The 13,213-nt window shown below is 69.2% G+C and carries 10 protein-coding genes and 5 pseudogenes; 7 read left to right on the top strand and 8 right to left on the bottom strand.

Annotated elements, in window-relative coordinates; genetic code table 11:
- Positions 1–327 precede the first annotated feature (327 nt).
- Both WBG99_RS05480 and WBG99_RS05475 read left to right on the top strand, forming a co-directional pair.
- The gene (locus WBG99_RS05480) at positions 328–1,755 is read left to right on the top strand and encodes an IS1380 family transposase (RefSeq protein ID WP_338895228.1); all 1,428 of its coding nucleotides are present in this window, start codon (positions 328–330) and stop codon (positions 1,753–1,755) included.
- Positions 1,756–2,047: 292 nt separating this feature from the next.
- A complete protein-coding gene (locus WBG99_RS05475) occupies positions 2,048–2,800 on the top strand; it encodes a class I SAM-dependent methyltransferase (protein WP_338895227.1) in 753 nt (250 codons plus the stop codon).
- 65 nt (positions 2,801–2,865) lie between these two features.
- Here WBG99_RS05475 and istB read toward each other — a convergent pair whose 3' ends face one another.
- Complete coding sequence (istB, locus tag WBG99_RS05470; RefSeq protein ID WP_338895226.1) at positions 2,866–3,693, bottom strand: IS21-like element helper ATPase IstB; 828 nt, start codon at positions 3,691–3,693, stop codon at positions 2,866–2,868.
- Positions 3,690–5,396, bottom strand: coding sequence for an IS21 family transposase (gene istA / locus WBG99_RS05465; RefSeq protein ID WP_338895224.1), 1,707 nt, complete (start codon positions 5,394–5,396; stop codon positions 3,690–3,692). Before istA ends, istB begins: the two co-directional genes overlap by 4 nt.
- A gap of 213 nt (positions 5,397–5,609) precedes the next feature.
- Between istA and WBG99_RS05460 the strand changes: the two genes are divergently transcribed.
- The 3 genes and pseudogenes from WBG99_RS05460 to WBG99_RS05450 form a co-directional block, all read left to right on the top strand.
- Positions 5,610–6,230: a GMC family oxidoreductase N-terminal domain-containing protein gene (locus WBG99_RS05460; protein ID WP_338895223.1), complete on the top strand. Its 621-nt coding sequence runs from the start codon at positions 5,610–5,612 to the stop codon at positions 6,228–6,230.
- Positions 6,167–6,408 (top strand): annotated as a pseudogene (locus WBG99_RS05455) (IS982 family transposase); the annotation flags it as partial. The gene WBG99_RS05460 and the pseudogene WBG99_RS05455, both read left to right, overlap by 64 nt.
- Before the next feature lie 52 nt (positions 6,409–6,460).
- A pseudogene (locus tag WBG99_RS05450) lies at positions 6,461–6,645 on the top strand (hypothetical protein); the annotation flags it as partial.
- Between the two features lie 7 nt (positions 6,646–6,652).
- On the opposite strand, the gene WBG99_RS05445 reads toward WBG99_RS05450, so the two are convergent.
- The 6 genes and pseudogenes from WBG99_RS05445 to WBG99_RS05420 all read right to left on the bottom strand — a co-directional run.
- Positions 6,653–7,642 (bottom strand): helix-turn-helix domain-containing protein, encoded by a 990-nt coding sequence (locus WBG99_RS05445; RefSeq protein WP_338895222.1) that lies wholly within the window; start codon positions 7,640–7,642, stop codon positions 6,653–6,655.
- Positions 7,643–8,071: 429 nt separating this feature from the next.
- Positions 8,072–9,046 (bottom strand): alpha/beta hydrolase, encoded by a 975-nt coding sequence (locus tag WBG99_RS05440; RefSeq protein ID WP_338895221.1) that lies wholly within the window; start codon positions 9,044–9,046, stop codon positions 8,072–8,074.
- A 390-nt stretch (positions 9,047–9,436) separates the two neighbouring features.
- A pseudogene (locus tag WBG99_RS05435) lies at positions 9,437–9,801 on the bottom strand (PIN domain-containing protein).
- Positions 9,798–9,887 (bottom strand): annotated as a pseudogene (locus tag WBG99_RS05430) (type II toxin-antitoxin system VapB family antitoxin); the annotation flags it as partial. The pseudogenes WBG99_RS05430 and WBG99_RS05435, both read right to left, overlap by 4 nt.
- Positions 9,888–10,216: 329 nt before the next feature.
- Positions 10,217–10,804 (bottom strand): carboxymuconolactone decarboxylase family protein, encoded by a 588-nt coding sequence (locus tag WBG99_RS05425; protein ID WP_338895220.1) that lies wholly within the window; start codon positions 10,802–10,804, stop codon positions 10,217–10,219.
- Between the two features lie 137 nt (positions 10,805–10,941).
- Positions 10,942–11,121: pseudogene (locus WBG99_RS05420) on the bottom strand (RNA polymerase subunit sigma-24); the annotation flags it as partial.
- A 231-nt stretch (positions 11,122–11,352) separates the two neighbouring features.
- Between WBG99_RS05420 and WBG99_RS05415 the strand changes: the two are divergent.
- Both WBG99_RS05415 and WBG99_RS05410 read left to right on the top strand, forming a co-directional pair.
- On the top strand, positions 11,353–12,159 hold the full coding sequence (locus tag WBG99_RS05415) for an IS5 family transposase (RefSeq protein WP_338895219.1): 807 nt from the start codon (positions 11,353–11,355) through the stop codon (positions 12,157–12,159).
- A 469-nt stretch (positions 12,160–12,628) separates the two neighbouring features.
- Entirely contained in the window at positions 12,629–13,153 is a 525-nt protein-coding gene (locus WBG99_RS05410) for a hypothetical protein (protein ID WP_338895218.1), read from the top strand.
- Positions 13,154–13,213 lie beyond the last annotated feature (60 nt).

Raw genomic sequence — 13,213 nt, 5'->3', positions numbered from 1 at the left:
GGCGATGAGAGCGGGAGCCACCCCTATCGGGTGAGTTCTGCCAGTGCGGATCGGGGGTGGGAGTGTCTGCGGCAGGTATGTGGGGTGGGCCGGTAGCTTGTGGGTCCCGGGCTCTGCTGGTCCGTGTCCCTGACAGGCGCGGTCTGGAAGAGCCCGGCCCCCGTTCTGCGGTGGCCATGGTGGCGGATGCGATGACTGGTAGGAGTTAGCCCTGGATATTCAGCGGAATTGGGTGACCTGACGCCCCGATAGCAGAATGGTGCCGCTGACCTGCGAGGATGCGAGTGTCTACGTCGTATCCGCTGCAAGAATCAGGGCACCAATCTGGTGAGCAAGAGTACAGGGTGGGACCGTCGGCTGTCCGTGGTGGCTGACGGGAAGAGACTGATCGGGCATGCCGGTGCGGTGCTGCTGCGCCGGTGCGCGGACCGCACAGGGCTCACCGGGGCGCTGGCGAAGGAGTTACCGTCCAGCACAGCGGCCGGCTGGCGGGAACGGGCGGGCGTCCTGGTGCACCTGGCCGTCGCGATCGCGCTGGGGGCGGCGAACCTGTCGGAGGCCGAACAACTCCAGCTTCATCACCGGCCGTTGTTCGGGCCGTCGGCCTCGGACTCCACCGCTCGCCGCACCCTGGCCGCGCTCGACGAGACAGTCCTGGCGAAGATTGCGAAGGCGCGGGCGCGGGTGCGCCGGCATGTGTGGAGTCTGCTGCGTCTGCGGCCGGGCGGCTTCCCCTGGCTGACGGTGGCGGGCAAACGGCTGACCGGCTGGATCGTCATCGACATCGACGCCACCATCATCACGTCCGCGTCCAAGAAGGCGGGGGCAGCAGTCACCTTCAAAAAGACGTTCGGGTTTCATCCGCTGGCCGCGTGGTGCGCGAACACCACCGAATCGCTGGCGATGCTCCTGCGTCCGGGGAATGCCGGAGCAAACACGGTAGCCGACCACATCCGCGTGCTCACCGACGCCCTCGCCCAGATCCCCGGCTCCTCAGCAGCGAAGATCCTCATCCGGCTGGACGGGGCCGGGGCCACCCACGGGCTGCTGGAACACCTCGAAGCGTTGAACACCACGCGGCGTACGGTCCGCTACACGGCCGGCTGGACGATCACCGAAGACGACGAGAAGGCCATCGCAAAGCTGCCCAAAAGCGCCTGGGAGACCTCCCTGCACCAGGACGGCAGCCTCCAAGAGGGCTACTTCGTCGCCGAGTTGACCGGGCTGAACACCCGTGAGGGCTGGCCGGAGGGCATGCGGCTGATCGTGCGCCGCGTCAGGCCCACCCGCCGGCACCTGAAGAAACTGACCGCCTTCGAGAAGAAGACCGGCTGGCGGTACTGCATCACCGCCACCAATATCCGGCACATGTGGGGCATCGCCGGCTCGGGCCACAGCCAGTTCCTGGACGTCCTGCACCGCTCGCACGCCAAAGTCGAGGACCGGGTCCGCACCAACAAGGCGACGGGACTGGACAATCTGCCGTCCGCCTCCTGGGAAGTGAACCGCGGCTGGATGCTCGCCGCGAACCTCGCCGCCGATCTCGACGCCTGGGTTCGGCTGCTGGCCCTGCACGACATCGAGGGCCTGGCCGACGCCGAGCCCAAGACCATGCGCTTCCGCCTCTACCACCTGCCCGCCCGCCTCGCCGACCACGCCCGACGCCGATGGCTGCGCATCGACGCGACCTGGCCCTGGGCCCAAGCGTTCGCCACCTGCTGGCAGCGGCTCACCGCCCTCCCAGCTGTCACCTGACAGCCGGGCACTGCCCCGACAAACACCAGGAAGGAGAAGACCGGCAGCACTCCGGGCCCGTGGAACCCGGCGCACCCGCGGCGTCACGCGACGGCCCACCTCGAACGGCCCGAGGACATTACGGACGAACTGCCGAGCAGGCCAGCCACCGAACCCCGCTGACGAATCGAGGTTAGCCCCGGTTCGTGAGTCGGTCAGCATCGGCCGCGGAACGGCCAAACTGCCGGTGCCGATGGCTGGGCGGCGTCTAATTCTGGTGCGGACACTGCTGCCGCCTGCCATTCTCACCCCCATGTCCACGTTCGAAGATCTTGTTGCTGAGGGCGAAGCAGTCCCGACTGAGGGCTGGGACTTCTCCTGGTTCGCGGGCCGTGCGACCGAGGAGCGTCCGTCCTGGGGCTATGCGAAGTTGCTCGCCGACCGGATGTCGAAGGCCGAGGCGGCGCTCGATATCCAGACCGGCGGGGGCGAGGTGCTGGCCTCCGTTCCGCTTGCCCCGTCGGTGCTGGCGGCGACCGAGTCGTGGCCGCCGAACCTGGAGATTGCCCGGCGTAACCTGGCCAAGTTCCATGCCCATGTGGTTGAGGTTGCCGATTCGGACGACCTGCCGTTCCCGACGGACCAATTCGATCTGGTGGTCAGTCGGCACCCGGTCTGCACCCGTTGGGATGAGGTCTGTCGTGTCCTGCGCCCGAACGGTATGTACCTCTCCCAAGATGTGGGCGCAGGCTCAGTGCGCGAGCTGACTGATTTCATGATGGGCCCGCAGCCAGTCCACCCGTCTCGAAGCCCGATCGTGGCGGTGGCCGGCGCGGAGGCAGCGGGCCTGGACGTCATGGACCTTCGTCAGGAAGCACTCCGGATGGAGTTCTACGACATTGCCGCGGTGGTCCACTTCCTCCGCAAGGTGATCTGGATAGTCCCGGGTTTCACGGTGGATACCTACCGTGATCGCCTGGTAGAGCTCCATGAGTTCATTGAGCGTCACGGCCCCTTCGTGGCCTACTCACAGCGCTTCCTCATCAAGGCCCGGAAGAAGGCATAGGCATGCTTGTCAGCTGAGGCATCAGGCACCGGCGCCAACCCTGTCCGCCGCTGACGGAGCGTCGGTCACCGCTTCTTTCCTCGATGTTCGTCCTGAGTGACTTGGTAGCGGTAGGAGTCGGTGCCGGTCTGGATGAGTGTGCAGCGGAAGGTGATCCGGTCGGCGATGGCCGCGCAGAGCCTGGGATCTCCGAAGGTCTTGTCCCACTCGGCGAACGGGGAGTTGGTGGCCACCGCGGTCGCCTTGCACTCCTCCCGCTCGGTGAAAATCTGGAAGAGCAGCTTGGCGCCCTTCCTGTCCAGGTTCAGGTAGCCGAACTCGTCCAGGCACAGAAGATCGACTTTGCTGTACCGGGCGATCACGGAGGACAGGCGGCGCCCCGCGTCGGCCTCGGCGAGCTCGTTCACCAGCGCCGAGGTGGTGGTGTAGCGGACCGAAAGGCCGGCCTCGGCGATCGCTGTGCCCACCCCGATCAGCAAGTGGGACTTGCCGGTGCCGGAGTCGCCGATCAGCACCAGCGGGCGGCCCTCACGCACCCAGGACGGGGACTTCAGATCCGCGATCACCTCGGGGGAGACGTTGGGGTTCTTCTCGAACGCGAAGTCCTCCAGACGCTTGGGCCTGGGGAACTTCGCGGAGCGCACCAGCCGCTGCTGCCGGCGCACGTCCCGGTCGGCGACCTCGACCTGCAGCAGGTCCAGGAGGAACTGCTTGTAGGTGGACTGCTCGCGCCGCGCGGTGGCGGCCAGTTCAACGAACCGCTCGCGGAACGCCGGAAGCCGCAGGTCCCGGCACGCTTCGTCGATCGCCGCGTCCTCCGGGTCGCCGGGCAGCGGCATCCGGGTGGGCGGCACCTGCCGGGCGGTCGGGTCGGCGGCCTTGGTGGGGGTCATGCGCTGGTGCCTTTCTGCTTCGTGGTGCCTGTGTCCTTCACCGGCGTGAGCAGCTGGTCGTACTTGGCCATGTCCGGCAGCGCGGTGCGCGGATCGGCCGGCAGCCGCCGGGTGTGCAGCGAGATCACCTTCGCCCCCTCGCCGTCGGTCACGTCCTGGCCCGGCCCGTTGGGATCGTCGTCGTCCTCGGCGACCGGGCCCGGCTCATCGATGTCGTCGAGATTGTCGAAGGCATCTGCCTCGGTGTTCTCCATCGCCTTGCGGGCCTCGATCGCCACCAGATCGGTGCTGACCGAGCCGACCCGCAGGACGGTGGTCATCCCGGCGATCAGTGCGTCGGCGGGCAGCTGCCGGTGCAGCAGCAGCACCTCGATCAGCATCCGGGTGCCCTCCCGGTCCCCCGCTTTCCGCTTGGCCGCGGCCCAGAACGCCTCGTGCGTCCTGGTGAAGCCGCCTTCTGCCCGCGCCTGCGCCAGCGCCGAGGCCCCGGCGAACGCGCCGGGCTTGACCAGGAGAATCTCCAGGTAGTGATCGAGGATGTCGTGGTAGGTGTAGCGGCGGGTCAGCCGCGGATGGCGGGCGACGACCTGCCGGCCGTCGTAGATCCACAACTCGTTGGCCCGCAGCTTCACCCGCACCTTCGCCCCGATGAACTTCGCGGGCACCGAGTAGTAGCACTGCCGGACCGTGATCCGGCCGTTGCGGTGCACCACCGGTGTCAGGTCGATCCCGCAGTCGTAGCCGTCCACCGGCAGCGGCCGCAGCAGTTCCCGTTCCTGCTCGAAGTCGAACCCGATCGAAGTGGGCCGGCCGTGGACATGCCGGGCGTCCTCGGCCGCGTCGATCGCCGCCAGGCGCTCGTTGAGCTCCGCCAGGGACTCGACCTGGGGTGGCGGGACCAGGTGTTTGCGGCGGAACCGGCCGCCCTCGTGTTCCACCCCGCCCTTCTCGTGGGCGCCTTCCTCACCCGGCGTGCAGTAGAACGCCGAGAAGCCGTACCACGATCTGAACGCCGCCCACCGGGCCGACTCCGTTCGCGAGCGGCCGAACAGCACCAGCTTCACCGCCGGCTTGAGGTTGTCGTAGCGGATGTGGACGGTCGGCACTCCGCCCAGCATTTCGAACGCCTCGACGTGTCCCTCGAAGAACGCCTCCTGCGAAGCGGTGGCGTAGACGTGGTGGACGGCCTTGCCCGAGTACGACATCCGCAGCGTGAACAGCACGCACTTGCGCCGCTGCCCGGCCAGGTCTAGCCACACATCCGCGAAGTCGACCTCGGCCTCCTCACCGGGCCGCTTGGCCTGCGGGACCGTCCCCTCCAGGTGACGGCGCCCCTCCTTCGCCTCCAGCGCCAGCTCCGGGCGCCGCCTGGCGACGTAGTCGCGCACCGTGGAGTACGCCGCGAGCTCGAAATCATGCTCGCCCGCCAGCCGCTGAAGAATCCGGTCGACGGTGTGCCGCTGCTTCCTCGGCGCGTCCAGGTCCGCGCGCAGCATCGCGTCGATGAACGGCTTTACCGGCTCCAGCACGCTCGCACGCGGCGGCGGCTTCTTCCGCTTCGCCGGCACCGGCGACGCCAACGCCTTCGCCACCGTGTTCCGCGACACCCGGTACCGCTGGGCCAGCGCCCGCCCCGACACCGCGGGGTCCAGACGCCGGTCCCGGCGGATCCGCTCAAAGATCCACTCACGCGACCTGTACACACGGGTCTCCTGACACGACCGTGATCAACGACCACAGCGTGAGCGGCCAGACAGCCCAAAACCCCGATTACTCCATCGGCGGCATGTCGCACACCACCAGACCAGGTGGCTCCCATTCCCACCGCCGAACCAGCGGCTCCCAAAACCACCGCCCTACTGGCTCTACTTCACCCCGCTAAAAACAACCTGCTTGTCCGGCGCATCCTGACGTACATGGAGCGACGCCTGGACGACCCGGCGCTGGGCCCCGACGAGATCGCGGCCGCTCATCGCGTCTCGCGTCGTCATCTCTACAAGCTCATGGCCGAGGAGGGGTACACCGTCTCGGGCTGGCTGCGGGAGCAGCGTCTCGCCCGTTGCCGGCGTGACCTCGGTGATCCGGCCCTGAGGCACCTGTCGGTGGGCGCCATCGGGGGTCGCCGGGGGTTCCCGGACCCGGCTCACTTCAGCCTGTGGAACGCCCCCGAGGACTACGCCTGCCTCACCGAACCCCAGCAACACGCGGACGGCACGCAGGTCTTCTGGCCGCGCGGCAAGGTCCTCGGCGGATGCAGTGCCCTCAACGGCATGATCTACGTCCGGGGCCACCGCTCCGACTACGACGACTGGGCCAAACGCCACGGGGCCACCGGCTGGTCGTACGACGAGGTCCTGCCGTACTTCAGACGCTCGGAGGACCTCGAGGACGGGCCCTCGCACTACCACGGGACGGGCGGCCCGCTGCCGGTCACCCGCGACCGCGACCCCCACCCGGTGACAAGCGCGTTCATCTTCCACAGCAGTCCGGCTACAACAAGCGGCTGCGCGCCGCGTCCTCGCTGCTCACCAGCCTGATCCGGATCCTGGCCGGGACACCTCACTGTGGAGCGACGATGTGTGGCCGGTCGACTCCACCCCGGTCGGCTGCGGATGCTCCCGTGAGACGGCCAAACGCTCGGACCTGGCAGGCTGGGCCCAGTACGGCTACTACGCGTCGCACTCACGGTACTGGGGGCTACGGCTGTACCTGGTGCCGCGGACAGGGGGCGCCGGGAGGGCTGACGGCAGCCGAGCGTGAAGAGCTGAACGTCAAGCACGACGGCGCCGGCTTCGTGACCGGTTCGAGGTCGAGGTGGAGTTCCTGAGCCGGTATCCCGTACAGCGGGCGGACGGCGAGACGATCCTCGAGCTGTGGGTGCCGGCCGGGGAACTCGACGAGTTCAACGCGCACATCGTCGGCACCATCGAGGTCGTGCCCGAGTTCCGCTGACCCGCCGCTACGGCCGTGCCAGGTGCCGCATCGTCAGCGCCAGCTGAAGCCGGAACCGGCCCTGCGGGGTGCGCACCGGCCAGCCCAGCAGGTGCTCGGCCTGGACCAGCCGCTCCTGGAGAGTGGAGTGGTGGACGTTGATCGCGGTGGCTGCCGCACGCAGACTCGCCGTCGACGCGACGGCGTTCAGCGTGGCCAACAGCCAGGGCGAGGCCGCCGCGGCCGTCTCAAGGGTCTGTACGTCGGACGGGGGCTCGGCACCCGGCCCGACGAGACCGGCGAGCAGTGCGATACCGCCCAGGTCGTCGGCGTGCACCACACGAGGGCCGGGATCCTGCGTGGTCCCCTCGGCGGTGAAGCGGAGGGCGGTGCGGGCGGCGGCCCAGGAGTCCGGCAGGTCGAGCACGGCGACGGCGGGCCCCACGCCCACCCGCTCGGCGGGCGGCTCGGAGTCCGCGTGCGTGGCAACGATCCGGGGTCGGCCGTCGAGCGGGGCCAGCACACGTGCCGGTACGGCGGGATCCAGTCCCAGTCGGCGGGCCGCGTGCAGCCGGGCGGTGTCCGGGGCGGTGGCGTCGAGCAGCGTCTCGACCAGGGCCGGATCATCGGCGGGCGCCCGCCCGCGCGTACGGTCGAGCACCAGCCGTACGGCACCGGCGGCCCGCTCCAGAATCACCGCGTCGACCACACTGGGTCCCGCCTCGGCCCGCTCCAGCCACAGGGCCGGAACGCCGTCCGGGGTGAGCGCGGCGGACGGCCAGGCCGGATCCGGCGGCAGGGCGCTGTCGGAGCGCTGCCCGTCTGCCTCGACGCGCACGGACACCCGCCGCTCGGCATCGACGAGCCGCGCCGGCACCCCGGCCAGCACGGCGGCCCCACGGACCAGCGACTCCAGCCCGGCGCGCGACTCCGCGAGCCGATCGAAGTAGGCGATGACGCGAACGGCGGCACCGGCATCGGGGTCCAGCGCGGTGAGGCGCCCGGCCAGCTCTTTCATAGGCACATGGTGCGGTATGGGGGTGCGGTTCGAGGAGTGTGTGGGGGCTTTGGATGCGGGGTGGGGACGGGGCGGGGGTGAGAGGTGGGGGCACGGGAGGCATTCGCACGGCTGTTGCCGCGGTGCCTTGCGGGGGAGGGTGGGGGCGATGCCTGCCCACCGTTGATCCGCGAGAGGTGACCGCGCGGCTGTTCACCGAGTGCCTCGGTGTGGGGCCGCTGCCCCTCATGGGGTGCCGTCTCCTGAGGAGAGCTCGGCCCTTCGCGGAGTCCCCCGTGACCCGGCTCCTCGCCTCAGCGCCCGTCCCGCCCATCGGGCAACCCGGGGCGATAGCCCTCGCGCCCCTCATGGAATTGCCGCCTCGTGAAGAGAGCTCGGCCATCCACCGCGACGCTGGATGTCCCGCGCCCCGGTCTTCCCGCCCGTACCTCACCGCCCCAACAACCTCCGCAGCCACCTCGCCTGCGCCGCCCGCGCCACCTGCGACAGCGCCGCCTGCGGAGCGAAGCCGTCGAAGCCGTGGAAGCCGCCGGGCCAGACGTGGAGTTCGGCCACTCCGCCCGCCTGCCAGATGCGGGAGGCGTAGGTGACGACCTCGTCCCGGAAGGTCTCCGCGGAGCCGACGTCCAGGAATGCCGGGGGCAGGCCGGTCAGGTCCTTAGCGCGGGCCGGTGCCGCGTACGCGGGGACGTCGGGGCCGCCCCGGAGCTCGCCGAGCAGCGCGGTCCAGCCGGTCTCGTTGGCCGTACGGTCCCAGACGCCGAGGCCCGCCATCTGGTGGGAGGAGGGGGTGTCGTTGCGGTCGTCCAGCATCGGGCACATCAGGAGCTGGCCGATCGGCAGCGGGCCCTTGCGGTCCCGGGAGAGCAGGGCCAGCGCCGCGCACAGGCCGCCGCCCGCGCTGGCACCGGCGAGGACGATCCGCCCCGGGTCGGCGTCCAGTTCCGCCGCGTGCTTCGCGGTCCACTCCAGACCGGCGTACACGTCCTCGATCTGTGCCGGGTACGGGTTCTCCGGCGCCAGCCGGTACTCCACCGAGACCACGACCGCGTCCAGTTCCTTCGCCCAGGCCAGCGCAGCGTCCACGCCGAGCCGGTTGTTGCCGAGGATCAGGCCGCCACCGTGGACGTGGTAGATCACGGGCCGCGGGCCGTCCTCCGCCGGGGCGCCGGGACGGCAGATCAGCAGCGATATCTCGGGCGCGCCCTCGGGGCCGGGCACCGTCCGGTCCTCGATCTCGAAGAAGCCGTCCATGGTCAGATCCAGCCCGGCCAGCATCTCGATCCCCGGACCCTGGCGGACCGCATCGATCTCGTCCGGCGTGACACCGGGAGAGATGACGTCCTTGATGAGCTCCAGGGCGGCGGCGAGCTCGGGGTCGAACGGGGGCGGTACCTGGGTCATGGGTGCTCCTCACACTGGGCGCCCGGGGGCGCGGCGGCTCGTGCGGCCATCATTCGCGCACCGGCGGCCGACCGGGGTTCCGCCGTACGGCGGAACCTGCCCGCCGTACGGCGGGTGGCCCGGCCATGATCTGCGGCTTGCCAGGACATGATGACCTGTTGGTCACCTGAGCTGTAATGAGATTGGTGGAGTCGTGAGCTCTTGACTCTGTCGGGGATCTTGGATCTCCCGGTCCGCCCGCATGATCAGCGGGCATGCTCGGGGCTGTTTCGCAGCCCGATGCAGTTGTCGAGGTGCCTGTTGTCGCTCCGTCCCCGTAGCGCCTGCCTTGGCTCACTTGCCGGCTTCTGGGCCGTACCACTGGAGGGCCTGGCCGGTGACGGCGGCGATTCACTCGAAGTCCCGGTCGCGATGGAGCAAGGTCAGGCCCTGCAGCTCGGCTGTTGTGGCCACGACGAGGTCGACGGGTCCGGCGCTGCGGTACTGTCCGCGCTGGGTGAGCATTTCCTGTACCTGCCAGGCGCGGTCGTAGGCGCGGTCAACGACCGGTACCCAGCCGAAGAGCAGGCGCATGTCCTCGATGCCCTGGGTGCAGTCGGCGGCGGAGCGCGCGCTTCAGAAGAACTCCAGCTCGGTGATGGGGCAGGTGGCGATGAGCCGGCGGCCGCCGCCTGATCCCATCCGTAGCGCTCGGCGTCGCCGCGCAGCAGACAAGCGAGCGCTGGTGTCGATTCAGGAAATTGCGCGGCGTTCACCTGCGGTAGTTTCCTTTGTCCTCGAAGAGGTCCAGGTCGAAGGCGCCCTCTGCCGCTGCGGCGCGCAGGCGGGTGAGGGCCAGCGCCCCGGCGCCGGCTCTCCGTGCCCCCTTCTGGTGGCCTTGGGTGCAGCCTACGTCTCCTACCGGCACGGCCGGGATTTCGTGCTGTGGTTCGGTGCCGATGGGACCACCGCCATCCTGCGGTTCTTGTCCTTCCGTCTCCCTCATGTGCGCGAGGAGGCGGACCATCATGGGCGCCGGTCACGCCCTTGGTGGAGAAGGCTCGTCATAGAAGAAGCACCAGGGTCCCTCGCTGCGGCCCTGACGGAGCTTCTTCGACTACCGTGACTGAGGACGCGTACGCACAACCGGGTCCGGAAAATGCGGACCCCGCTGCTGCCCGAGACATCCCGTCAGATCATGGGGGGCAGTCCGGGTTCCGGCAGCACCTGCAGGGAGTTCAGGGTGAAGGCCAGCAGATGGTAGTGGCCTACCAGCATGGGCAGCTCGATCAACTGGCGCTCCGTCAGGTGCTGGGCCAGCCCTTCCCAAGTCGACTGGCCGATCCGGGCGCCGCAGTGCAACTCGTCCGTGGCCCGCAGCAGCAACGACTGCCGTTCCGTCCAACCCGGCGCGTCGGGACCCGCAGCGACCCGCGCCATGTCGTCCGATGACAGCCCGGCCTTCGCGGCGATCTTCACGTGTTGGCCCCACTCGTAGGCCGACTCGCAATTGCGCGCCACTCGAAGGATCACCAACTCGCGTTCAGCGAAGGGCAGTTCGCCCGCAAGCAGCAACTGGCTGCTGAAGGGAAGCCAGGCGGCGAACAACTCCGGATGACGGGCAAGCGTCGTAAACACATGGGCCTCACCGAGCGAAGACACGCCGAGGCCCAGTGAACCGATGTCGGCGGACAACGTCTCCCGCACGGATTCAGCCCATTCATCCGCGGGCTGCGGAGGGATACGGGGCGCGGCGGGCGACAGCGGCGGCTCTGACACGCGGCCACGCTACGCCAAGGGCAGGCCGGTGGAAACGCCGACGACAGGCCATGTCGCTGAAGGACTTTGGGCCACCCGTCATGACCTTCCCCTCTTGTCGTGTGCGGCGATCGGCGGGTGCTCCCGAGTCGTTGGCGTCAGTGCAGGGTGAGCGGGGTCTCGGAGGTGTGGGTCAGCTTCTCGGGGTTGCGGACGAAGTAGAGGCCGGTGATGCGGGTGTCCTCGACACGGACGGTCATGACGCCGTCGAGCTCGCCGCCCAGGTATACGGCGAGTGCGGGGCTGCCGTTGACCACGGTGGGCTCCCAGGTGATGGTGGCCTCGGCTGCGCAGGCGCGCACGATGCGAAGGGCTCCTGACGCACTCCACTTCGCCCCCTCAATGTGGCTAGCCGGAGTCACGCCAGGTTCGCGTCCGCAGTGTTGCCGGGCTCCAGCTGGGCCGCGGCCACCACCAGGCGGGTCTCCGCGTCCACGATGACCTGCACGTTCGCTGAGAGCCCGTAGTTAGAAGCCATCTCATTTGGGTGGCTCGGTATTCTGTGCGTCATGGTGGGGATCGTTGAGCGGCTGGTGCCGGACGAGTTGTGGGAGTTGTTCCAGCGGGTGGTGCCGGAGGCGCCGTCGCGGCCGCAGAGTGGTGGTCGGCGTCGGCACGGCGACCGGGAGGTGCTGGCCGCGATCGTGTTCGTGGTCACGTCGGGTTGTACCTGGCTGCAGCTGCCTTCGGCGTCGTTCGGCCCGTCCGGAGCGACCGCCCACCGGCGGTTCTCGGAGTGGTCCAAGGCCAGGGTGTGGGCCAAGCTCCACCGCCTGGTCCTCGACGAACTCGGTGCCCGAGGCGAGCTGGACTGGTCGCGGTGCGCGATCGACTCGGTGAACATGCGGGCCCTGAAAGGGGGACCTGACGGGTCCGAATCCTGTCGACCGGGGCAAGTACGGCTCGAAGATCCACCTGATCACGGAACGGTCGGGTCTGCCCATATCCGTCGGCATCTCGGGGCCAACCTGCACGACAGCCAGGCATTGATCCCGCTCGTGAAGGGCATCCCGCCGATCCGCTCACGCCGCGGACGGCGACGGCGCAAGCCCGGCAAACTCCACGCCGACAAGGGCTATGACTACGCCCACCTGCGGCGATGGTTGCGCGAACGCGGCATCACCCACCGCATCGCCCGCAAAGGCATCGAGCCCTCGCAACGGCTGGGCCGCCACCGCTGGACCGTGGAACGCACCATGGCCTGGCTCGCCGGCTGCCGCCGCCTCCACCGCCGCTACGAACGCAAAGCCGACCACTTCCTCGCCTTCACCAGCATCGCCTGCACCCTCATCTGCTACCGCAGACTCACCAAATGAGATGACTTCTAAAAGGACGAGGACGACCCTCCGCCTTGCGACCTAGTTCCGCCGCCGGATGTGACCGAGTGCCTCACGCCATAGCCTCTCCACATGACGGCAGTTGACTCTCACCCCAGCGGACCCCGTAGCGCGAAGCAGCGCAAGCGCGAGGCGCTTGAACGTCTCGCACGGGACAACGACGTATGGGTCGGCACGGCCGACGCTACCGGCGAGCCGTGCCTCGTTCCGCTGGCCTTCTGGTGGGATAGCGAGGCGGTGTGGCTGTCCACCCGCGACACCAACCCAACTGAGGCTCCGCCAAGCTCGTTTCCGCAGTTCAGTGGGGCTGGTGTGATGGGTCGGTGAGGTCCTCACGCTGGCAGGTGGGGTGATCGTTAGCACGAGATCGTCTGGCGCAGGTGTTCTCGTGGGTTCTGGAGTGAGGTTCGGGGGTCGCCGCGTAGGTTCTGCGCTGGGAGGGATGTTCATGACGGACGTGCTGGCGTGGACGATCGAGCGGCGGCTTGAGCTGGCGAAACGTGCCGAGCTGCTGCGCAAGGAGCTGGGTGAACTCGAAACGGAGGTCGCCCGGTTGGAGGCCGCCGAGGTGGTGTTCGGGCAGTGGGCCGAGGCCACTGATGGTGGACGGCGACCGCCGGGCATCGTGTCGCCGGAGCCGGAGCCGGAGCCGGAGCCGGAGCCGGAGCCGGAGCCGGAGCCGGAGCCGGAGCCGGAGCCGGCCGTTGTGACGGTGGGTCCGGGTGCGGGCGGGATGCGAGTGGTGCCGGACCGCGTCGAGGGGATGGGACTGGAGGTCCTGACCTCAGAATATCGACGGATCATGGAGATCGTGGCCGGGGCGGACGGTCCGGTGATGGCCAAGGACGTCGCCCTCGGGCTGGGCCGGGAGGCGAGTCCGGCGAAGATCGAGCCGGTCCGGGGCCAGCTGCGCAAACTTGCCGACCGGGGCTGGCTCTCACGTACCGCGTCCGGGCGTTACCTTCCCCGCTGACCAGTAACGCCGCTGGCCGGACGGGCCGATTCCTGCCATAACGCGAGTGCCCCCGGCGGG

Source organism: Streptomyces sp. TG1A-60, from assembly GCF_037201975.1.
In the GTDB taxonomy this organism is placed as follows: domain Bacteria; phylum Actinomycetota; class Actinomycetes; order Streptomycetales; family Streptomycetaceae; genus Streptomyces.
Note: the sequence above shows the minus strand (reverse complement) of the source record. Positions and strands in the feature narration are given on the sequence as shown.

Bases quoted from the DNA above. Each gene is read 5' to 3' on its own strand.
- WBG99_RS05475 (WP_338895227.1), top strand. From the start codon at position 2,048: ATGTCCACGTTCGAAGATCTTGTTGCTGAGGGCGAAGCAGTCCCGACT.
- istB (WP_338895226.1), bottom strand. From the start codon at position 3,693: ATGACCCCCACCAAGGCCGCCGACCCGACCGCCCGGCAGGTGCCGCCC.
- WBG99_RS05460 (WP_338895223.1), top strand. From the start codon at position 5,610: ATGGAGCGACGCCTGGACGACCCGGCGCTGGGCCCCGACGAGATCGCG.
- WBG99_RS05445 (WP_338895222.1), bottom strand. From the start codon at position 7,642: ATGAAAGAGCTGGCCGGGCGCCTCACCGCGCTGGACCCCGATGCCGGT.
- WBG99_RS05440 (WP_338895221.1), bottom strand. From the start codon at position 9,046: ATGACCCAGGTACCGCCCCCGTTCGACCCCGAGCTCGCCGCCGCCCTG.
- WBG99_RS05415 (WP_338895219.1), top strand. From the start codon at position 11,353: ATGGTGGGGATCGTTGAGCGGCTGGTGCCGGACGAGTTGTGGGAGTTG.
- WBG99_RS05410 (WP_338895218.1), top strand. From the start codon at position 12,629: ATGACGGACGTGCTGGCGTGGACGATCGAGCGGCGGCTTGAGCTGGCG.